Source organism: Actinacidiphila glaucinigra (genome assembly GCF_900188405.1).
GTDB lineage: Bacteria > Actinomycetota > Actinomycetes > Streptomycetales > Streptomycetaceae > Actinacidiphila > Actinacidiphila glaucinigra.
In genome coordinates this window covers 48,717-69,652 of the sequence record NZ_FZOF01000017.1, presented here as the reverse complement: position 1 = coordinate 69,652, position 20,936 = coordinate 48,717, and the positions used below count along the sequence as shown (strand labels likewise).

Genomic DNA, 20,936 nt, shown 5'->3' with positions numbered 1-20,936 from the left:
ATCGACTACTGTACGTAGCATGATGTGGCGAGTGGGTCGGCGCGTCTCCCTGCGCGGAGTGCTCCTGCTCCTGGGCATGCTCGTGCTGACGGGCGTCCATCTGCTGGCCTGCGCGCACGGCCCGGACCGCGCGGGCAACGACACCCTCGCCGCCGCCCCGTCCGCCTCGGCCCTCTGCCGGCCCGGGGGCGGCGCCACGCTTCCGGACCAGGACCTCGCCCGCGGCAACCGGCCACAGGACGACCACCACGCGCTGTGCGGAGTCGCCCTCGACCGGCTGCCCGATCCCCGCCCCCGATGGGCCGACGCCCCCGCGGCCCCCGGCGTCGAGGGCGCGCCGCGCCCACTGGCACCGGCGATCCACCCCGGCCGGGCCGCACCCGGAGGCGCCGGACATCCCTGCGCGCCCGCACGGTCCGGCCCAGCGACACTGAGCCTGCTCTGCGTATCGCGGACCTGACAGCGCCCCGGCCCCGCCCGGCGCACCGCGCGGCGGGCACGGCCGAACGCGCCCCCAGGACCCGTACGAGCAGCGGCCGCGCCACGGCGACGGCGGCAGGAGAAACACCTATGAGCACCCTCCCCTATCCCGGCACGCCCACCTCCCCGGCCGAACTCCTGGCCGCCACCGCGCCCCCGCGCCGAACCCCGGCCGGGCTGGTCGGCAACACGCCCGTGCTGTGGGTCGGATCGCCCTTCGTCCCCGACGGCCGCGGCTTCTGGGCCAAACTCGAGGGCTTCAACCCCGGCGGCATCAAGGACCGCTCCGCGCTGTACATGATCGAGGCCGCCCGCGCCCGCGGCGAACTCCTCCCCGGCGCGCCGGTCGTGGAGTCGACCAGCGGTACGCTCGGCCTCGGCCTGGCCCTCGCTGGGGCCGTGCACGGGCACCCGGTCACGGTGGTCACCGACCCCGGCATGGAACCGCCCCTGGTCGCCCTGCTCACCGCCTACGGAGCGACCGTCGACGTCGTCACCGAACCGCACCCGGTCGGCGGCTGGCAGCAGGCCCGCCGCGACAGGGTGCGGGAACTCCTCGCCGCCGAGCCGGCCGCCTGGTGCCCGGACCAGTACCACAACCCGGACAACGTCGCCGCATACGCCGTCCTCGCCCATGAACTCGTCGCCCAGCTCGGCCGCATCGACGTCCTGGTGGCGAGCGTCGGTACCGGGGGGCACTCGGCCGGGGTCAGCGGCCCGCTGCGCGCGTTCTTCCCGCACCTGCGGCTGGTCGGCGTCGACACCACCGGGTCGACGATCTTCGGGCAGCCGCCCGCCGCACGGCTCATGCGCGGCCTGGGCAGCAGCATCCATCCCCGCAACGTCGACTACCCCGCCTTCGACGAGGTGCACTGGGTGGCCGCCGCGGAGGCGGTGTGGGCCAGCCGGCGTCTCGCCCGCGACCACTACGCCACCGGCGGCTGGAGTGTCGGCGCCGTCGCCCTGGTCTCCCGCTGGCTGGCCCGTACGCTGCCGGCCGAGACCAGGATCGTGACGATCTTCCCCGACGGCCCGCAACGCTACGTCGGCACCGTCTTCGACGACTCCTACTGCCGGGACCACGGCCTGCTGCACCACGAACCGTCCGAGGACCCCGACGAGATCGCCCACCCGGGCGAGACCGTGGTCGGCCGCTGGACCCGCTGCACCACCGTCCGGGATCCGCTGGCCGCCGCGCCGGACAGCCGGCTCGACGGCATGTCCTTCGAGGGCGCCCGGTGAAGGGCCTGTGGCGGCAGGTCCGCTCCTTCGACACCCCGGCCCGGCTGCTGATGGCCAACCAGTTCGCCATCAACCTGGGCTTCTACATGCTCATGCCCTACCTCGCCGAGCACCTGGCCGGCGGCCTCGGTCTGGCCGCCTGGGCCGTCGGCCTCGTCCTGGGCGTACGGAACTTCTCCCAGCAGGGCATGTTCGTGCTCGGCGGGACCATCGCCGACCGCTTCGGCTACAAGACGCCCATCGTCATCGGCTGCACCCTGCGCACCTTCGGCTTCGCGCTGCTGGGCCTGGTCGAATCCCTGCCCGCGCTGGTGGCGGCCTCCGCCGCCGCCGGGTTCGCCGGCGCGCTGTTCAACCCCGCGGTCCGCGCCTACCTGGCCGTGGAGGCCGGCGATCGGCGGGTCGAGGGCTTCGCCCTGTTCAACGTCTTCTACCAGGCGGGTGTCCTGATCGGCCCCCTGGTCGGCCTGGCCCTGCTCGCCCTGGACTTCCGCGCCGTGTGCCTGACGGCTGCGGCCGTCTTCGCCGTGCTCACCGTCCTGCAGTGCCGGGCCCTGCCCGACCGCAGGCCCGGACACGTCGGCGGCTCCGGCGCGGCGGCCGGCGTCCTCGGCTCCTGGCGGCAGGTGCTGGGCAACCGGCCGTTCATGCTGTTCTCGCTGGCCATGATCGGCTCCTATGTGCTGTCCTTCCAGGTCTACCTGGCCCTTCCCCTGCAGGCGCACAAACTCCTCGGCGGCGGCGGACAGGCCGTCACCAGCGGCCTGTTCATCGTCTCGGCGGTCGTGGCCGTCCTCGGGCAGCTCCGCATCACCGGCTGGGTACGCGCCCGCTGGAGCGGACCGCAGGCGATCGTCGGCGGGATCCTGCTGATGGGGCTGGCCTTCACCCCCCTCGCCGTGAGCCCCGACCCGTCCGGCGGGACGTCCGACGCCGTCATCGCGGTGGCCCTGCTCGTCACCGCCGTCGCGGTGCTGGCGGTGGGCAGTGCGGTGGTCTACCCCTTCGAGATGGACACCATCGTCACCCTCTCCGGAGAGCGCCTCGTCGCCACGCACTACGGCTGGTACAACACCGTCTCCGGCGTGGGCATCACCTTGGGCAACCTCGCGACCGGCGCCGTCTGGGGCATCGCCGACGACATCCACAAGCCGTGGCTGCCCTGGCTGGCCCTGACGGCGACCGGCCTGCTGTGCGCGGCCTGCGTCCAGCTGCTGTCGCGGGCCGGAGGGCTCGCCGCGGCCACCCGCGAGCCGGCCCTCGCCTGACCTTCACCGGCGTCCGCCGGCTCTGGACTGGCGGGCAGCCGGTGCGTCTGCTGCGCTGAAGGGAGACGTCACGCGGGAGGTGAGCGGCTGTGCAGGGTGCTCCGGACCAGGGCGGCCCGGCGGGCGGAGGCGCTTCGAACGGCGAGGACGTGGCCGGTCGTGTCGCCGTGCGGCGGGAGCAACTGGGCATGTCCCGCGAGGAGCTGGCCACCAGGGCCGGGATGTCGACGGCGTACCTGCGGCAGGTGGAGGAGCTGGGCTCCGGCTTCGACGCCGCCGCGCTGAAGCGGGTCGCCCACGTGCTGGGGGTGTCGTACGAGGAGCTGGCCTCGGGCTCCCGTCAGGCGCCACCGGGACGGGGCGGCCCGGCGGCCCGGCCGGTGCTGCAGCGCCTGTCCGAGGGCGAGTGCTGGGAACGGCTGGGCACCCACGGCATCGGCCGCGTGGCCCACACGATTGGTACGGGGGAGGAGGCTCCCGTGCTGGTGCCCGTCAACTTCCTGGTCGACGGGCGGACGGTCGTCTACCGCACGGACCAGGCCGGCGCCGCGGCCGTCGCACCCGGCACGAAGCTCGCCTTCGAGACCGACTTCGTCGACGAGGAGAACCGTCTGGGCTGGAGCGTCCTGGTGACGGGTACCGCCGAGCCGATCACGGACACCGCCGCCACGGAGGCGCTCGGCAGACGGCCCGGGGGCGAACCCTGGGCCGGCGGGACGCGGGAGCTGTGGGTCCGCGTGGTGCCGGGCGAGGTGAGCGGGCGGGCCATCCGTTCGCTGCCCCCGGCCGGGGACCGACACACCGGGTAGCGCCACGGGCGCGCCCGGTCGCCGGGACGGCACCGTCGCCGGGACGGGGTGTCCGGCCGGGAGATCCGGCCGGACACCTCGCCCCCGCCCCGGCGGCGATCAGGCCTTCAGCGCGCGGCTGTGCAGCGCGGTGACGGCCTTGCGTGCGGAGAGGATCGCGCCGTGCTGCCAGGCGTCCATGTAGGACAGCCAGTCGCCCGCGTACAGGACGCGTCCGGCGGGCTCGTTGAGGGGCTTGTAGACGGCGGCGTCGGTGCCGCCGGGGATGCTGTGCCAGGCGCCTTCGAGGTGCCGGACGCGCTTCCAGGCGATGGAGAAGGAATTCGAGAGCTCGCTGCGGTACTTCTCGCCGTGGATCTTCACACCTTGCATGACGGCACGCGCCTCACGCTCGGCGGGCGTCAGGGCGGCATAGGCGTCGGCGTTGGACCCGGTGTTGTAGTAGCCGACGATGACGCCGCGCCTGCCGTGGTGACCGTAGGACGGGTACCAGATGTGGGAGAGGTCCAGGTCGGTCTCGGTGATGCCGCCGTAGATGCGGTGGTCGGTCTCCCACCAGCGGCTGCGGTACTCCAGGCCGATCTTGCCCGCCGACGAGGGGCGGATGGTGGTGAGCGCGGTCTGGACGTCGGGGCCCAGGTTGTGCGTGAGCCTGGCCAGCAGATGGGGCGGCATGGCCGCGACGCAGTAGTCCGCCTCGATCCGCCGCGGCCGTCCGCCGGGGTCGGTGTAGCCCACGGCGACGCCGCCCGCCGACTGCACCAGCGAGGTGGCCTGGCACGCGTAGCGGATCCGGTGATCGCCGATGGCGCGGGCGAAGGCCCGCGGTATCCGGTCCATGCCGCCCACCGGCTGGAACATCAGCATCGCCTGGTCGAACTCGAACTCGAAGGCGAAGTGCCGCCCGACACCCGAGGCGAAGACCTCGGAGGCGGTGGGCAGGTCCCCGAGCAGGGCCCCCGGGGTGCCCGCGGCACCGGGCCAGGTGGCGTAGCCCCGGTTGGCGCCCCCGGCGTACGCCCATCCGTCGGATCGTCCGCCGATCTCGCCGAAGTCCTCCAGGAACGACAGGAGCCGCTCCTTGTCCTGGGCGGTCAGTTCCTGGTCCAGGGCGCCCTGGTCGGTGGCCTTGGCGAGGAGTTCGCTGACGTACCCGAAGGTGTCGGCCTTGGCGGTGCGGTACCGCACGGGCTGCCCGGGCCGCATGCCCGCCGACTCGTGGTAGATGTAGGCGTCGGCGTTGGAGTTGGTGAAGACCTCGATGGGGACGCCGAGTTCACGGCAGTAGTCCAGCGTGACCATCCACTGCGCCAGCCGGGCGGGTCCGGCGTTGAGGTACTGGCCCTGGGAGAAGGCCGCGGTCTGAGTGCGCCCGTCGAGGTCGGTGTGGGTGTCCCCGCCGCGCACGGTGTAGTTGCGGCCGCCAGGCCGGTCGCGCGGCTCCAGGATCGTGCAGTCGTATCCGGCCTTGCCCAGTTCGTACGCGGTCGTCAGCCCGGCCAGTCCCGCGCCCAGCACGACGACCTTGCCCGCTCTGCGTCCAGTGAGGTGGAAGTCGGCCGTGCTCGGCGCGCGGAAGTCGCCGCCGCGGCCGGCCGCCTGCGCGGTCGGCGCGAGCCCCAGCGCGCCCATGGTCGCGAACATCGCTCCGGCACCGCCGGTGATGCCGACGGCGCGCAGAAATCCCCTGCGGTCGAGCCCTGTTGGCTGCCCCTGCGTCATGAGTCGCCCTCTCTCGATCTGCCGGTGTGCACGCCGATCTTCAGGGCGGGCTGTTACGGATGGTGTGGCCGAGACATGACAGAGCGATTTCGCGTGCCGCGTGTGTGTGAACGGACGTCGATGGCCGCCTCCCCGCCGTCCGGGTGATCGGCAGCGGGACCGGCGGCGCGTAGCGGCGGTGCCGCCGGGAAGACGGAGGGTGGGTGAGGATGTTGAGGTTGGCGATGTCGCACGCAGAGATGGGAGAACGACGTGCCCTTGGTGGGTGAGTACCAGCCGAGCCCCGAGCAGTGGGTCCGCGACCAGGTCGAGCTGTACGAGGGTTCCGGAGGGACGGACGGCACCACGTTGCGCGGCAAGCCGGTGATCGTCCTGACGACGCTCGGCGTCAAGTCCGGCAGGATCCGCAAGACGCCGCTCATGCGCGTGGAGCACGACGGCCGGTACGCGGTCGTGGCGTCCAAGGGTGGCGCCCCGAAGCACCCGGTCTGGTACCACAACCTGGTCGCCGACCCCCGGGTGGAGCTGCAGGACGGCCCCGTGCGCCAGGACATGACGGCGCGTGAGCTCACGGGGGACGAGCGGGCCGAGTGGTGGGACCGCGCGGTGGAGGCATGGCCCGACTACGCGGAGTACCAGAAGAACACCGACCGTGAGATCCCGGTCTTCATCCTGGAGCCGGCGGCCGCACCCCACTGACCCGTACCCCGCCGACGGCCGCCGCCCCATGCAGGGCGGCGGCCGTCGTCGTGTCCGGCGGGCGGCGTCGCCGGCGGTCGGTCGGCGGATCCGCGTGCGGGTCGGCCGGGCGTGCCGCTGTGGCGCGCGGAGCGGTGGAGCGCCTGCGGCCCCTTCACAACCGCCTCCGCGACTCCCGACGCGACGTGAACCGGACCTCCGGCGCAGAGGCCGCGCGGATCCGGCACCTGGCCGCCAGGCGGCCGCCGACGTCGGGGATCGCGCGATCACCGGACGTGGCGAGCGGAGCCCCGGGACATCGACCGCGCCACATCCGGGACGCCCCGGCCCCTGCCGCCGGGCCGCTCGCCGGCACACAATGCCACGACCTCGCCCGTCCCGGCCGGCGACCACCGCAGCGAACCCCGCCCCCGGCGTGATGTGAACCACATCCGCGGAAAATCCGGCTCCGGGATGTAAGAAACGGGCCGCCCCGCTCATTGCATGGTGAGAGTGCGAGATGAGGGGACGGCGCGTGACACATGCCCAACGCTTCCGGGACGTCTACGAGGAGTGCTATCCGCGTGTGCTTGCCTACGCCACCAGCCTGGTCGGACGGCAGGTAGGCGAGGACATCACCAGCGAGACGTTCACCGTCGCCTGGAGGCGGGTGCGGGACGTCCCCGACCCCGCGCTGCCCTGGCTGCTGGGCGTGGCGCGCAACCTGGTGCGCGAGCTGCGCCGCCGGGACGCCCACCAGTACCTCCTGGCCGCCGAGGAAGCGCAGCGCATCAGCAGCGGCGCCCGGACCGACGCCGCGGACGTCGCGGCGGAGGTCGCCGGCCGGCACGACGCGCTGCAGGCCCTGGCGGGCCTGCCGGAGGCCGACCGGGAACTCCTGACGCTGATCGCCTGGCACGGCCTGAGCGCCAGGGAGGCCGCGCAGGTCCTGGACTGCACCACCGCGACGCTGACCGTCCGCCTGTACCGGGCCCGCCGCCGACTGGAGAAGGCCCTGGAGGCGGCTCCCGCCGCTGCCCCCGAGCCGGAGCCGGAGCCGGCGCCCGCACCTCCCGCAGAGACCCCGTACCCCAGCCATCGCGAAGGAGCACCCGCGTGAAGAACACCCGCAAGCCGTCCGGGCGGCCCGACGTCCTGAAGGTGCTCGCGGACGCACGGCCCGAGGAACTGGACCCGTCCCGGCTGGTGGACCCCGCGCGGCAGCGCGAGGACCTCGCGCGCATCGTCGCCGGGTCAACGGACGGCCGCGCGGCACGCTTCCTCGCCCCGCGCCGCAGAAGTGCCTTCCGGCCGCTGGGAGCCGCTGCCCTCGCGGCCGTGGCGGCGTCCGTGGTGGTCGTGAGCACCGTCGACTGGCGGGAGCCGGTCGACCGGCCGACCGCTCAGCCGCCGTCCTCCGCCGGATCGGACGCGCCGGGCGAAGGCGCGGACCTCCGCGTCGACGGCCACATCGAGCTGCTCAGCGCGGCCCGGCAGGCGGAGAGCGCCGTCGCCGAGGGGACGTACTGGCAGACCACCACGCGATCGGAGAACGTGGACGTCGCCGGTGAGGAGGGGCACCTGTTCGCCGTGCGCAGCGCGTCGACCGACGAGTGGTCGGTGGGAGTGCGGCCCGGGACCGGGAGCCTGGAGGTCTCCGGGCTGGACTCCGTGACCGAGCCCCGGACCGCGGCGGACAAGGACCGCTGGCGCGCCGCGGGCTCGCCTCGCACGGTGGAGATCGAGGTCGGGAAGAAGGCCGGGTCCGGCAGGCTCGTCACCGTCATCGGAACCAGGCGGCCGATGGTCATGCATACGAACGTCGACGACAAGATCTACGCCGTCGGCCCCGACAACGTCACCTACAAGGACCTGCGCGCTCTGCCGTCCACCAGCGCTGAGCTGCGCCGCCACTTGGAGCGGCTCTACGCGCGGGACAACGGAGCCGACACCGGCACCTCGAACCGCAGCGCCTGGATGCTGCGCCAGGCGGGCAACCTCGTCACCATGCCCGTGAAGCCCGCCGTCCGGGCGGCCGCGTACCGGGTGATGGCGGATCTGCCGGGAGTCCGGGTGGCCGGGCGGGTCACCGACCCCCTCGGACGCGAGGGAGTCGGGGTCGACTTCCCCATCAGCTACCGCGGACCGCTGGGGACGACACGGGAGCGGCTGATCGTGGACCCGTCGACCGGGGCCATGCTCAGTGACGTGCTCGTACTGGTCGACCCGTCCGCCCGGGCCAGGGAAGCCGGACTCGCCGCCGGTACGACGGTGAACTACAACGCGACGACCCGGATGAGCTGGGGCGAGCGCCAGATCACCGTGCCGGGGAACGCCCGCAGCTGAGCCCGGGCCGCATCGCGCGGCCCGGAGGGAACACGCACCACGGCGACCGGCCCCCGGCGGACGCCGACTGACGGACCCGGGGATCCGCCGCTGACGCGACGCCGCGGATCCCCGGGTGACGGCCGGCGTCCCCGCCTTCCGGCTGCCGCCGCCCAGGTGGCCGACGCGGCCCCATCGACCCGGCGCGGTCCCCGACATCCGGGCAACCCGAACTGGAGTCCGCCCGGTTGAACGGGTGTGAAGCCACCCCTTCCGCTCAGGAGCGGGCCCCCGCCACGGGCGGCGATACCGGGCGGGCCGCATCACCCGCGGACACCACCCGGTCCTCAGGGACCGCGAGCCCCGCCACGCGACTCCCCGACGATCTCCCGTTCTCCCGAGAAAGCCTGCACCCATGCGCCTTCACAAGCCCTACATATCCGCGGCCGCCGCCGTCGTCGTCTCCTCGCTCGGCATCGCCGCCTACCAGCACCTGCCCGAGGGGAAGTCCACCCCGGCCCCCGAGACCGCCGCGGTCGCCCAGGACGTCGCCGCGCCGGCGACCGGGGAGCCGGCCGGTGCGCCCGCCGCGCCGCGGACGACGGCCCCGCCGAAGCCGCAGTACCCCGACCAGTTGCCGGGGCTCGGCCCCAAGACCCTGTCGCAGATCCCGGCCCGCGCCCGGCAGGTCGTCCTGGTCACGGGAGCCGGCAAGAAGTCCCCGAAGTCCAAGGTCGTGCTCTACGAGCGCGTCGACGGCGGCTGGCGTCCGGGAGCGGTGTGGAACGCGCACAACGGCTACAAGGGCTGGACCGACGAGCACTACGCGGGCGATCTGCACAGCCCCATCGGGGTGTTCGGTCTCACCGACGCGGGGGGACTCCTGGCCGACCCCGGCACCAAGCTGACCTACCACCGCTCCAACGCGTTCTCCACCGACGCCACTGGCTTCCTGGGTGAGTCTCTCGCCGGTTCCTTCGACTACGTCATCGCCATCAACTACAACCGGCAGCCCGGTACCTCGCCGATGAACGGCGCCGCGCCGATGGGCGCGAACCGCGGTATTGGCATCTGGATCCACGTCGACCACGGCGGCCCCACGCACGCCTGCGTCAGCATCGCCAAGGCGCACATGAAGCAGTTGCTGTGGGTGCTGGACCCCGCCGACCACCCCGTCGTCGTCATGGGCGACGCGGCCTCTCTCGCCCGATGACAGTTCCGCGGCCAACAGGAGCAAGCGTGTCGTCCCATCCCAACCTCACCGTGATCGCCCTCGCCGTCGTCGGAGCGTCGGTGCTGACCGCCTGCGGTGGCGAGCAGCCCGCCGACGCGCCCGCCGCGCAAGGGGCGGCGCCCTCCACCAAGGCGTCCTCGACCGGGCCGCGGGCCGCGGCTGCCGCCTTCAAGCTCACCACGGGCGCCGCCGACGGCGAGAAGCACGCGTCCGTCGGCAGCGCGGGCGACGTCGAGGTCTCCGGCGGCACGATCACCTCCGTCACCCTCACCACCTCGGGCGGAACTCCGGTACGCGGGACCGCGGCCGCCGACCACCGCCGCTGGTCCCCGGACGCCGCCCTGGCCCACGGCACCGCGTACCGCCTCGTTGTCCACGCCTCGGACGAAGCGGGCGGCAAGCAGACCCGCAGCCTGTCCTTCACCACGCTCGCCAAGGACGACCGCCTCATCGGCACCTTCACCCCCGAGGACGGCTCGACGGTCGGCGTCGGCATGCCCGTCTCGCTGAACTTCAACAAGCCGGTCACCGACAAGAAGGCCGTCGAACGCGGCATACGCGTCACCAGCGACGGCGACCAGGAGGTCGTGGGTCACTGGTTCGGCGACCAGCGCCTGGACCTGCGCCCCGAGACGTACTGGAAGGCGCACACCAAGGTCACCCTGAGCCTGCGCCTGGACGGGGTGAAGGGCTCCGCGAACGCCTACGGCACCCAGGACAAGACCGTCCACTTCACCGTCGGCCGCCGCCAGGTCTCCACCGTCGACGCCGGCACGCACACCATGCGCGTCGTCCGCGACGGCGACACCGTCCGCACGATCCCGATCACCTCCGGCGCGCCGGGCAGCACCACGTACAACGGGCAGATGGTGATCTCCCAGAAGCTCATCAGCACCCGCATGGACGGCGCCACGGTCGGCTACGCGGGGGAGTACGACATCCCCGACGTCCCGCACGCGATGCGCCTGTCCACCTCAGGCACCTTCATCCACGGCAACTACTGGGCGCAGGACTCCGTCTTCGGCAACTCCAACGTCAGCCACGGCTGCGTGGGGCTCAACGACGTCCAGGGCGGAGGCGACTCCGGGCAGGACGCGGCGTGGTTCTACAACAACTCCCTCATCGGCGACGTGGTCGTCGTCAAGCACTCGCGCGACCACACGATTGCCCCGGACAACGGCCTCAACGGCTGGAACATGTCCTGGGAGCAGTGGAAGGCGGGCTCGGCACTCGCATAGGAGCGCGGGCCGGGCCGTGCTCGACCTCGTGCGGTTCAGGACACGGTCATGTGCGACGCGCCTGTCCGGGGCCCCGGGCTCGCGTCTCGGAAGACCCCGACCTTCGCGGTTTCAGTCCGAGTTGAGCCACACCAGGACCGCGGGCCCGTCCGGGGTGATCACCGGTACCCAGGCCTCGTCGGCCTCGCGGATCCGGTTCTCGTCCAGCCGCAACGCGTGCGGCACTTCCGTGGTGCCGTCGGATGCCCAGTAGCGGACGGCACCGACGGCACCGCGGAGTCTGTCGCGCTCGTCGTCCGGCCACGGGTGGTTGCACGTTCCGGCGCCACGGAAGTCCTTCTCGAACAGCTCGCGCAGCACCGCCAGGCCCTCCGGGCCGAACAGCGGCACCAGGAAGCCCTCGACCTGTCCCTGCCGGCAGGCGGTCCCACCGTACTGCTGCTGATAGAAGACCCCGGTCCTCGCCTCGACCACCGCGTACAACCAGCCACCGGCGCTGGTGCCGTCAGGATCCAGGAAGACGAAACGCGGAACGACCACGGCGCCAGTCTCCCCGATCCGTTCCGCGGTCGCGAACTCAACGACCTGTGACCTGAAACGCCCCCGGCGGAGGCAAGTCCCGCCGTACGGGCCCGCGATGGGCCGGGGGCAGGCGGCCCGCCAGCGATGTCCCTGGTCCGCCAGGGTTCGTCGATCTGTCAGGAAACTGCTACCAGCCCTTCCTCCGGGCCCCTTCTGATTGCTCCGGCCAGTACTTGTGCGTCATGCACGCAAAGACGACAGGACATCAGATGACGAGAACGACGGGTCGGGTCCGCGCGGCAGCCGTGTCCGCGGCGACGGTGATCACGACGACGACGATGGTGCTCGGCATGGGGGCCGGCCAGGCGGACGCCGTCGGGCGGGTGCGGGTGGCGGACGGCGTGACGGTCGCCCCGGGCATCACCTACGAGTCCTTCTCGGTGACCGCGTCGCACGGCACCGTCACGGGCCACGTGATCACCGCCGACCTGCGCGACAACCACGTCTCCGTGGGACTGCTCTCCCCGGGGAAGGTCGCGGCCCGCGCCAAGCTCTCGCAGCTCGTGGCGGCCCAGGGCGCGGTGGCCGGCGTCAACGCCGACTTCTTCAACATCGACGAGACGCAGCACCCCGGCGTCCAGGCCACCGGCTCCGCGGTCGGACCGGCGATCTCGGACGGTGTGGCCCTCAAGGCGGCCGTGCCGAACGGCCAGCGCTTCGGCCCCGGCCTGCCGCCCGGCACGTCGACCCGTGACGTCATCGGCGTCGGGTACGACCACAAGGCGCGGCTGGACGAGCTCACCCTCGACGGCACCGTGTGGGCACGGAAGGGCAAGCGGTTCGACCTCGAGGGGCTGAACCAGTACGCCGTCGCGGAGGGCGGGATCGGGGCCTTCGACTCCCACTGGGGAGACGTGTCCCGCCGGCGCGCCGTGTGCGGCACCGACACCCTGCGCGCCGGGGCGTGCACCACGGACGCCTACGAGGTGACCGTGCGCGACGGCCGAGTGGTCGCGCAGTCCGACACGATCGGCGCCGGCGCCATCGAGCCCGGCACGGTGGTCCTGGTCGGCCGCGAGGCCGGCGCGGCGGAGCTCCGCACGCTCCGGATGGGCGAGCGCGTCCGCGTCTCCGACAAGCTGAGGAGCACCAGCGGCAAGCGCCTGCAGTTCGCGGTCGGCGGCTACCCCGTCCTGCGCGACGGCGCACCCCTGCCCGGCCTGGACACCAAGGCCGTCGCGACCAGGACCGGAGCGGCGATCGGCGACAACGGACGGCTGCTCCACCTCCTGGTGCTCGACGGAACCGCGGAGGCGGGCGCCGGTCTGACGATCGCCGAACTCGCGGGCGTCTTCCAGGCCGTGGGCGCCGAGGACGGTGTGAACCTGGACGGCGGCGGCTCCTCCACCCTCGTGACCCGCGACGCCGTGTCCGGCGCGCCGGTCGTCCGGAACCACCCCACCGGTGGCGCCGAGCGCGCGGTTCCCGAAGGCATCGGGCTCTTCTCGCGCGGCTGACCCTTCCGCACCCGGGCGGTATGCCCGCCGCCCGGGTGCGCCGGTGCGAGCTGAGAGCCACGGTTGCCGGGGCCAGGATGAAAACGGCCGGATCGGCCCGTCCCGGCACCATGTCGAATGCGGCGCTGAAAAGGCATTGCCATTCCGCGTCGCGCGGAATTCGGGAAATCCCGCACGAGGTATTGGAGATGGGCGCCGGGGCCGCCGCGGGTTCGGCCGAAAACCGCCTGACCATGAGGCAACTTTTCGGGGTGTGACCTGCGCCACATCCTCGGAGAAGTTCTTAAGTGGGTAAAGAAACAACAGCTGTTCCGTCTTTTCCCGCCAGAGGTTTGATTCCGCCGCGCGTTGATGATTAGTGTCGTGCCCCGGACCTCCGCCCGGTCGATCATCCATTCAGGATGGCGGCGGAGGACCCGCCGATCCGAAATGCCGTGCGTGCGACGGGGAACGCAGTTCGCAATACATGCGGCAGGCGGCTGGAGGAAGAAGGAGCTCGCGCCAGTGGCGTCCCACCGTCGTCCCAAGCAGGCCGGCCGCACACGTGTCACCGTGCTCACCGCGACCGCCGCCGCAGCCGTCGCCCTGTCCGCGCAGGCGGCCCAGGCCGCTCCCGCCAAGCCGTCCGTCAAGAGCGTGAAGGCCAAGGTCGACGGCCTCTACGAGCAGGCCGAGCAGGCGACCGAGAAGTTCAACGGTGCCAAGGAGAAGCAGCAGAAGCTGCAGAAGCAGGTCGAGGACATCCAGGACGAGGTGGCCCGCCAGCAGTCCGAGCTCAACGACCTGCAGGACGACCTCGGCACCCTGGCCAGCGCGCAGTACCGCAGCGGCGGCATCGACCCGTCGCTCCAGCTCTTCCTCTCCGCCGACCCGGACAGCTACCTCGACAAGGCGTCCACGCTCGACCAGTTGAGCACCAAGCAGGCCGAGGGCCTCCAGCAGATCGCGGAGAAGAAGCGCACCCTCGACCAGCAGAAGGCGGAGGCCGCGAGCAAGCTCAACGAGCTCGACGAGACCCGCACCGAGCTGGGCAAGAAGAAGAAGGAAGTCCAGGCGAAGCTCGGCGAGGCGCAGAAGCTCCTCAACTCGCTGACCGCCGCCCAGCGCACCGCTCTCGCCGCCGCGGACGACCGCGCCAACCGCTCCAACGAGCGGGTCGACCTGGGCAACGACCTCCCGGCCACCTCGCTGGCCGCCGCGGCCCTCGCCGCGGCCAAGACCAAGGTCGGCTTGCCGTACGTCTTCGGTGCGTCAGGCCCGAATGCCTTCGACTGCTCCGGCCTCACATCCTGGGCCTACGCGCAGGCCGGAGCCGGCATACCGCGGCCCTCGCAGTTGCAGGCCAACGCCGGTACACGGCTGTCGATGAGCCAGCTGATGCCCGGCGACCTCGTCCTGTTCTACGGCGACCTGCACCACGTGGGCCTCTACGCGGGCAACGGCCTGGTGCTGCATGCGCCGCGCACCGGCACGTTCGTGCGCTTCGAGTCCATCAACAACATGCCGTTCCAGTTCGGCGTCCGCATCTGATGCGGGACCGCCGGGCACCGGGCGCGGAGCACTGAAGGCACCGCCAGAGGCAATCCCCACCCTTTGGCCGGCCCGGAAATCGTTCGTGTCCGGGGCCGCGAGCCGCTAGCTTCCGGCGGAGCGCGACGACGTGTGAAGCCGACGCGAAGGGAGCCGTCCCATGGCGACAGAGGGCGCGCGGATCGACCGACTGAGCCTGCTGCTCGACCAGTTCGACCACGCCAGCGAGATGGCCCGGGTACGGCTGGCGGGCCTCGGCGACGAGGAGTACCTCTGGGAGCCCGTGCCCGGTTGCTGGTCGATCCGGCAGCGCGGTGCGGCGACGACGCCCAGGGCGTTCGGGCCGGGGGAGTGGGTGCTCGACCTGGGCGCCCCGGACATTCCGGCGAGCGAATACGCGGAGGTCGCCCGGCAGGCCGCCGGCGGGATGAGCGTCGGCAAGATCGCCGAGGACTGGAGCGTGAGCGTCGCGCGGGTCGAGGAGGTGCTGGCCCACACCGGTCCGGCGGAGCCCGACGAGACGCCGGTCACGACCATCGCATGGCGCCTGGGACACCTGCACTTCTGCTTCGCGGGCGGATGGGAGTGGACCTTCGGCGAACTGCGGCAGGAGCCCAAGCTGCTGGTCGACTTCACGCCGTCCGCGACGGTGGCACTCGAGCGCTTCTGGGCCGTGATCGACCGCTGGCGTGACAGCGTCGCCACCGTCACCGACGAGCAACTCGACACGATCGGCTTCTCGCAGTACCCGTACGGCTCCGACCCCGACGAGCCGTTCGCCGCCGTGCTGGCGGGGGCCAACCTGGAACTCATCCACCACATGGCCGAGATCGCGCTGCTCCGGGACCTGTGGCGGGCGAGAGGCGCCTCCGCCAGCCTCACCAGTTGAGTTCCGCCGCGAGGAAGGGTTCGTCCTCCGGGGCCTCCTTGCGGGCGCGCAGGACCTTTTCGGCGGGCGCGCCCACCGGTACGCGCAGCGCGGGCGCGGGCTGTTCGATCGTGTCGGCCACCGCGGCGGCCACGTCCTCGGGGGTGATGACCTCGCCCCGGAGCGCGGGCAGGGCCTCGTAGAGCGGGGCGTAGGGATCGTTCTCCGACAGGAACACCTTCGCCCGCTCACCGCCACCGGAGGAAACGGCGCCGGGCTGCACGACGCTCACCTTGACGCCGAAGTGACCCGCCTCGATGGCGAGCGTCTCGGCGAGTGCCTCCAGCGCCCATTTGCTGGCGCCGTAGGCGCCGATCATCGGCAGCACCAGACGCCCCTGGATGCTGGAGACGAACACGAGCCTGCCCGCGCCCCTCTCGCGCATGGCGGGCAGCACTGCCTGCGCCACCCGCAGCGCACCGAGGGCGTTGAGCCGGAAGAGCCGTTCGACCTCCGCGAGCGGGACGCTCTCCAGGGGAGCGCGCACGGTCTCCCCGGCGTTGCTGACCAGTACGTCGATGTCGCCGGCGTCCCGGACGGCCTGGTCGACGCTCTCCTGATCGGTGACGTCGAGGCGCAGCCGCTGGTCGACGGGAAGACCGGCCAGCGTTTCCGGCCTGCGGGCGGTGGCGATCACGCGGTGGCCGCGGGCCGACAGCTCCAGGGCGATGGCCCGCCCGATGCCCTTGGACGCTCCGGTGACGAGTACGGACGGCATGTGGGACCTCGGCTTTCGTGGTGGGTGTGGGGCCGCTCCGTGAGGACGTAGCGACGTCAGACGGTGGCGCTGTCGTCGACGTGGTTGCCCCTCATGAGCCAGGTGGGGCCCTTGGCGTAGGCGCCGGCCTCGGCGAAGAACGCCGCGAAGTACGGGCCGGTGGCGTGGGTGTTGAACGCCTCGACGTCCGCGTAGACCTCGTTGAGGTAGAAGACGTCCGGGTTCTCCTCGTCGGCGATGACCTCGAACCGGTGGGAGCCGGGTTCGTTCGCGAGGGAGTCCCGTGCGGTCTTCCGCGCCGCCCGCACGAAGTCCGCGCGGTGATCGGGCTGGACGGTGAAGGCGACGAGGATTTGGTACATGCGGCATGCTCCCGAGATCGATGCGGCCAGTTCAGTGACTGAACTGCTCCGGTTTCCACCGTAGCACCGATCGGTTCGGTCAGTGAACCGCCGCTGGTAGAATCGAGGGCATGACCCTGCCCAACACCTACGCCGACGGGAACTGCCCCCTCGCGCGAACGCTGGAAGTCGTCGGAGAGCGGTGGACGCTCCTGATCGTCCGCGACGCGTTCTACGGGGTGCGGAGGTTCGGGGACTTCGCCACCCAGCTCGGCATCCCGCGCGCCGTACTGACCGGCCGGCTGAAGACGCTCGTGCAGGAAGGCGTGTTCACCCGCGACGACGACGCGGCCGGCGGCGTCGAGTACCGGCTGACGGCCAAGGGCATCGCGCTGTGGCCGGCCGTGCACGCTCTGATGAACTGGGGAGAGTCCTTCTACTCCCCGAACGGCACCAAGCGCCTCCTCCGTCACGACCTCGACGGCGGGGTGCTGGACCACGAGGGACGCTGCCAGGACTGCGGGGCGGCCGTCCCGGTCCCGGACATCCGCATCGAACCGGGACCCGGCTTCCAGTCGGGTGGAACCGAGCTCGATCCCGTGTCCAGCGCGATCAACACCCCCAGGCGGCTTCTCGAGCCCATCGCGACCACACGCACCCCGGCGCAGGCGCGGCGACGCGGTTAGGGGGCCGTCTCATCGGCGACCGGCCGCTTCCCGCGGGTGGGTTGAGGTGCGTCGTCGACGGCCGTGGCGAGGTCGTGCGCCTTCGGCGGGGTCCCCCGGGGGGACCCCGCCGCCTCGATCGCCACCGGCGACATGTTCCCGTCGGCGGTGTCGCCGTCCGTGGACGGCGGTCGCACGACTACTCGGCGTGCTGACGTGCGGAACGGCGCGTGGAGTGGCGCTCGGCGGGCGGCTGCTCGCCGCGGATGTTGGCGAGGAGCGCGGTGATGGCGTCCATGATGTCCTCGGTGGCGGCCTTGAGGACGTCGGGGGTGATGTCCTTGCCGTGGTGGCGGCTGAGGTCGACCGGCGGTCCGGCCACGACGTGCACGGTCTGGCGGGGCACCAGCCACACGCGGCGGTTTCCGCGTCCTCCGCGCGCGTACGGCGGTGCGATGCGGTGGGCGCCCCACTGGGCGACCGGGATGACGGGCGCGCCGGTCGTCAGCGCGATACGCGCCGCACCGGTCTTGGCGGTCATCGGCCACAGCTTCGGGTCGCGTGTGACGGTGCCCTCGGGGTAGACGGCGACGCACTCGCCCTTGTTCACGGCGGCGATCGCGTCGCGGAGTGCGGTGGCGGCATCGGCGGTCCCGCGGTGGACGGGGATCTGGCCGGTCTTGTGCAGCACCATGCCGACGAAGGGGATCTTGAAGAGGGACGCCTTGGCGAGGAGGCGGGGCGGCCGGCCGGTGTTGTACTGGAAGTGCCCGTAGGTGAGCGGGTCGAAGTACGAGATGTGGTTGACGGCGGTGATGAAACCGCCCTCGGCGGGTATGTGTTCGTGCCCGCGCCACCGGTGTCTGACGAGGACGAACAGCACGGGCTTCGCGATGGCCGCGGCCAGCCGGTACCAGAATCCGTACGGGTTGTGCGATCTGCCGGTCACCCCGGGTCCTCCTCTGCTCGGGCGGCGCCGATGGGCCGCTCGTTGTGTCGTTTCCCGGTGCGTGGCAGACCGGTGCCGTGTCAGGTGTCCTCGTCGGGTGGTCCCGGTCCGGGGGCCGACAATTTACTTGACCATGCAAGAGCGTAATTGCTGCATGACGCAACGATCAACTTGTTTCGGGTCCGGAAAGGTCACATCCGCTCCGCGTACGCCGCTCTGCTGGCCTCGATCTCCGCGATGTGCTCGGTGGCCCAGCCCGCGAGGGCGAGGGCGGGCGGAATGAGGCTCTGCCCCATGGGGGTCAGCGCGTACTCGACCCGGGGCGGGACCTCGGCGTACGCCGTGCGGGACACCAGTCCGTCGCGCTCCAGGTTCTTCAGGGACAGCGTCAGCATCCGCTGCGAGATGCCGGGTATCCGGCGGTGCAGGTCGGAGAAGCGCAGGCGCCCTTGGTCGAGGGTCACCACGATCAGCAGCGTCCACTTGTCGCAGATGCGGTCCAGCACCGCGCGGATCGTCCGTCCGCCGTCGCCCCGGATCATGCAGGTGTGCTCGTACTGCGACATCACAACTCCCTGTGCCTTGCGCACATCCGTGTGCCTTTTGCAGGCCCGCCGACAGTCACCCATGATGAGGCCACTTACGCCCGGCACCGTCGCGCAGGGGGTCACCGTGAACGTCGCATTCTGGATAGTCGCCGTGTTGCTGGCGGTGTTCTACCTCTACGCGGGAGGAAAGAAGGTCGCGCAGAGCCGGGAACGGCTCCAGCCCATGATGGGCTGGGTAGATCGCGTTCCCATGCCGCTCGTCAGGTTCATCGGGACGGCGGAGGTTCTCGGCGCGGCGGGCATGATCCTGCCGCCGCTGACCGGGATCGCACCCTGGCTGGCCATCGCCGCGGCGATCGGACTCGCCCTGATCCAGGTCGGCGGGATCGTCGTCCACGTCTCGCGCGGGGAGACACGGCAGACCGGTCTCAACATCGTCCTGCTGGCGACCGCCGTCGCGGTCGCCTGGCTCGGGACGACCTGGCTCTGACCGCCGCCACGGCCCTCGGGCCCTGACGCCACCCGGCACCAAGGCCCGGGCGGTTTCGGCCGGATCGGGCGAGCAGTCGAATACGCCCGAAAAGCGGGGCGTTCGGCGGTCGGTCGACGAATCCGCCGAGCCGCCGGCGCGGGCCGATCCGCACACGCCGCCGACGGCCGCCGCCGCGTGTACGGCGTCACGGTCCACCCGTGTGGTGACATGCAGTCATGACCTTCCTCGGCGTCGACATCGGCACATCCAGCAGCAAGGGCGTCCTGGTCGACGCCTCGGGCACGGTGATCGCGACCGCGGTGCGCGCGCACACCGTCTCCCGCCCGAGACCCGGGCACGTCGAGATGGACCCCGAGACGTGGTGGCTGGAGTTCTGCGGAATCACCCGCGAGCTGCTGTCCGACGGTGCACGGGGGGCACGGGTGGAGGCGGTCGGAGTCAGCGGCATGGGCCCGTGCGTCGCGCTCGCCGACGCCGCGAACCGGCCGCTGCGCCCCGCGGTGCTCTACGGCGTGGACACGCGGGCCGTCGCGCAGATCGCCCGGCTCGACGCCGAACTCGGCCGCCAGGCCGTCCTCGACCGGTGCGGCAGCGTGCTGTCCACCCAGGCGGTGGGCCCGAAGGTGGCCTGGGTGGCCGAGCACGAGCCGGAGGTGTTCCGCGCCGCGCGGCGGCTGTTCATGCCGGCCTCCTTCCTCGCCCACCGGCTCACCGGCGCCTACGTACTGGACCACCATTCGGCCAGCCAGTCCGCCCCCTTCTACGACACCCGGGCACAGGACTGGTACCGCCCCTGGGTGGAGGCGGTATGGCCGCACGCGGACCTGCCCGAGCTGCGCTGGCCGGGCGATGAGGCCGGGACGGTGACGGCCGGGGCGGCGGCCGCGACCGGGCTCGCGCCGGGCACACCCGTCCTCACCGGCACTATCGACGCCTGGGCCGAGGCCGTCAGTGTCGACGCGACACGACCGGGCGACCTGATGCTCATGTACGGCACCACGATGTTCCTGATCGCCACCGTCACCGGGCAGTTGCGCGTGCCCGAGCTGTGGAGCACCGTCGGCGCCCACCCCGGCACCCGCTCCCTGGCCGGTGGCATGGCCACCTCCGGAGCCGTCACCGAGTGGCTGCGCGGCCTGTTCGGCGCACCCGACCGGGCGGCCTTGCTTGCGGAGGCCGCGGACAGCGGCGTCGGGGCGCGCGGCCTCGTGATGCTCCCGTACTTCGCCGGCGAGCGCACCCCGGTCGCCGACCCCGACGCTCGCGGGGTAATCGCCGGTCTCACCGTCGAGCACACCCGCGGCGACCTGTACCGGGCCGCGCTGGAGGCCACCGCGCACGGCGTACGCCACAACATCGAGGCCATGCGGCGCGCGGGTGCCGGCATCGAACGGGTCGTCGCGGTCGGCGGGGGCACCCAGGGCAGGTTGTGGACGCAGATCGTCTCCGACGTCACCGGGCTGCCCCAGGACATCCCCACCGTCACCGTCGGGGCCGCCTACGGTGCCGCCCGGCTCGCCGCCCGACTGGCGGACCCAGCGGCGACCGCGTCGTGGAACCCGGTGCGTGACCGGTGCCTCCCGGACCCGGCCGCCCGCGCAGCGTACGACGGGCTGCACAGCCTGTACCGGAACCTGTATCCGTCGACACGCGACACGGTCCACGCTCTCGCCCGGCTCCAGCGTGACGCCGCGAGCGCGGACTTCGGCGGCACGCCGTCCTGACCGTG

21 protein-coding genes are annotated in these 20,936 nt (G+C 72.2%); 15 read left to right on the top strand and 6 right to left on the bottom strand.

Annotated features, from left to right (window positions below; translation table 11 throughout):
* The first annotated feature begins 19 nt into the window (after positions 1-19).
* The 4 genes from CHF15_RS27765 to CHF15_RS27750 all read left to right on the top strand — a co-directional run bounded on the left by CHF15_RS27765 (position 20) and on the right by CHF15_RS27750 (position 3,799).
* Positions 20-460: a hypothetical protein gene (locus CHF15_RS27765; protein WP_143681644.1), complete on the top strand. Its 441-nt coding sequence runs from the start codon at positions 20-22 to the stop codon at positions 458-460.
* Between the two features lie 110 nt (positions 461-570).
* Entirely contained in the window at positions 571-1,722 is a 1,152-nt protein-coding gene (locus tag CHF15_RS27760; RefSeq protein ID WP_089226616.1) for a PLP-dependent cysteine synthase family protein, read from the top strand.
* Complete coding sequence (locus CHF15_RS27755; RefSeq protein WP_089226615.1) at positions 1,719-2,990, top strand: MFS transporter; 1,272 nt, start codon at positions 1,719-1,721, stop codon at positions 2,988-2,990. Before CHF15_RS27760 ends, CHF15_RS27755 begins: the two co-directional genes overlap by 4 nt.
* An 89-nt stretch (positions 2,991-3,079) precedes the next feature.
* Positions 3,080-3,799 carry a helix-turn-helix domain-containing protein gene (locus CHF15_RS27750; RefSeq protein ID WP_089226614.1) on the top strand — a complete coding sequence of 240 codons (720 nt, stop codon included), beginning with the start codon at positions 3,080-3,082 and terminating at the stop codon, positions 3,797-3,799.
* A gap of 99 nt (positions 3,800-3,898) precedes the next feature.
* On the opposite strand, the gene CHF15_RS27745 is transcribed toward CHF15_RS27750, so the two are convergent.
* Complete coding sequence (locus tag CHF15_RS27745) at positions 3,899-5,521, bottom strand: flavin monoamine oxidase family protein (protein WP_089226613.1); 1,623 nt, start codon at positions 5,519-5,521, stop codon at positions 3,899-3,901.
* 252 nt (positions 5,522-5,773) lie between these two features.
* Between CHF15_RS27745 and CHF15_RS27740 the strand changes: the two genes are divergently transcribed.
* The 5 genes from CHF15_RS27740 (at position 5,774) to CHF15_RS27720 (ending at position 10,996) form a co-directional block, all read left to right on the top strand.
* Entirely contained in the window at positions 5,774-6,220 is a 447-nt protein-coding gene (locus tag CHF15_RS27740; RefSeq protein WP_089226612.1) for a nitroreductase family deazaflavin-dependent oxidoreductase, read from the top strand.
* 514 nt (positions 6,221-6,734) lie between these two features.
* Positions 6,735-7,319, top strand: coding sequence for an RNA polymerase sigma factor (locus tag CHF15_RS27735; protein WP_089226611.1), 585 nt, complete (start codon positions 6,735-6,737; stop codon positions 7,317-7,319).
* Positions 7,316-8,545, top strand: coding sequence for a CU044_5270 family protein (locus CHF15_RS27730; RefSeq protein WP_089226610.1), 1,230 nt, complete (start codon positions 7,316-7,318; stop codon positions 8,543-8,545). The genes CHF15_RS27735 and CHF15_RS27730 overlap by 4 nt, the downstream gene beginning before the upstream one ends.
* A gap of 394 nt (positions 8,546-8,939) precedes the next feature.
* Positions 8,940-9,737 carry a hypothetical protein gene (locus CHF15_RS27725; protein ID WP_089226609.1) on the top strand — a complete coding sequence of 266 codons (798 nt, stop codon included), beginning with the start codon at positions 8,940-8,942 and terminating at the stop codon, positions 9,735-9,737.
* 26 nt (positions 9,738-9,763) lie between these two features.
* Complete coding sequence (locus tag CHF15_RS27720) at positions 9,764-10,996, top strand: L,D-transpeptidase (protein WP_089226608.1); 1,233 nt, start codon at positions 9,764-9,766, stop codon at positions 10,994-10,996.
* Positions 10,997-11,107: 111 nt separating this feature from the next.
* Here CHF15_RS27720 and CHF15_RS27715 read toward each other — a convergent pair whose 3' ends face one another.
* Entirely contained in the window at positions 11,108-11,536 is a 429-nt protein-coding gene (locus tag CHF15_RS27715; protein ID WP_089226607.1) for a DUF6210 family protein, read from the bottom strand.
* Between the two features lie 251 nt (positions 11,537-11,787).
* Between CHF15_RS27715 and CHF15_RS27710 the strand changes: the two genes are divergently transcribed.
* The 3 genes from CHF15_RS27710 (at position 11,788) to CHF15_RS27700 (ending at position 15,454) form a co-directional block, all read left to right on the top strand.
* On the top strand, positions 11,788-13,035 hold the full coding sequence (locus tag CHF15_RS27710) for a phosphodiester glycosidase family protein (RefSeq protein WP_245939073.1): 1,248 nt from the start codon (positions 11,788-11,790) through the stop codon (positions 13,033-13,035).
* Positions 13,036-13,539: 504 nt separating this feature from the next.
* A complete protein-coding gene (locus tag CHF15_RS27705; protein ID WP_089226606.1) occupies positions 13,540-14,565 on the top strand; it encodes a C40 family peptidase in 1,026 nt (341 codons plus the stop codon).
* Positions 14,566-14,725: 160 nt separating this feature from the next.
* Positions 14,726-15,454 carry a DinB family protein gene (locus CHF15_RS27700; protein WP_089226605.1) on the top strand — a complete coding sequence of 243 codons (729 nt, stop codon included), beginning with the start codon at positions 14,726-14,728 and terminating at the stop codon, positions 15,452-15,454.
* Here the strand turns inward: CHF15_RS27700 and CHF15_RS27695 are convergent.
* Positions 15,444-16,211, bottom strand: coding sequence for an SDR family oxidoreductase (locus CHF15_RS27695; protein WP_089226604.1), 768 nt, complete (start codon positions 16,209-16,211; stop codon positions 15,444-15,446). The two genes, CHF15_RS27700 and CHF15_RS27695, sit on opposite strands and share 11 nt — an antisense overlap.
* Before the next feature lie 56 nt (positions 16,212-16,267).
* The gene (locus CHF15_RS27690; RefSeq protein ID WP_089226603.1) at positions 16,268-16,573 is read right to left on the bottom strand and encodes a putative quinol monooxygenase; all 306 of its coding nucleotides are present in this window, start codon (positions 16,571-16,573) and stop codon (positions 16,268-16,270) included.
* A 110-nt stretch (positions 16,574-16,683) separates the two neighbouring features.
* Between CHF15_RS27690 and CHF15_RS27685 the strand changes: the two genes are divergently transcribed.
* Positions 16,684-17,238 carry a winged helix-turn-helix transcriptional regulator gene (locus CHF15_RS27685; protein WP_089226602.1) on the top strand — a complete coding sequence of 185 codons (555 nt, stop codon included), beginning with the start codon at positions 16,684-16,686 and terminating at the stop codon, positions 17,236-17,238.
* Positions 17,239-17,416: 178 nt separating this feature from the next.
* Here the strand turns inward: CHF15_RS27685 and CHF15_RS27675 are convergent, their stop codons facing one another.
* Both CHF15_RS27675 and CHF15_RS27670 read right to left on the bottom strand, forming a co-directional pair.
* Positions 17,417-18,166, bottom strand: a complete 750-nt coding sequence (locus tag CHF15_RS27675) for a lysophospholipid acyltransferase family protein (RefSeq protein WP_089226600.1) — start codon at positions 18,164-18,166, stop codon at positions 17,417-17,419.
* 191 nt (positions 18,167-18,357) lie between these two features.
* Positions 18,358-18,732: a winged helix-turn-helix transcriptional regulator gene (locus tag CHF15_RS27670; protein ID WP_089226599.1), complete on the bottom strand. Its 375-nt coding sequence runs from the start codon at positions 18,730-18,732 to the stop codon at positions 18,358-18,360.
* Between the two features lie 106 nt (positions 18,733-18,838).
* Here CHF15_RS27670 and CHF15_RS27665 point away from each other — a divergent pair, with 106 nt between their 5' ends.
* Both CHF15_RS27665 and CHF15_RS27660 read left to right on the top strand, forming a co-directional pair.
* The gene (locus tag CHF15_RS27665) at positions 18,839-19,204 is read left to right on the top strand and encodes a DoxX family protein (protein WP_089226700.1); all 366 of its coding nucleotides are present in this window, start codon (positions 18,839-18,841) and stop codon (positions 19,202-19,204) included.
* A gap of 218 nt (positions 19,205-19,422) precedes the next feature.
* Complete coding sequence (locus tag CHF15_RS27660; protein WP_089226598.1) at positions 19,423-20,931, top strand: FGGY-family carbohydrate kinase; 1,509 nt, start codon at positions 19,423-19,425, stop codon at positions 20,929-20,931.
* Positions 20,932-20,936: the final 5 nt, after the last annotated feature.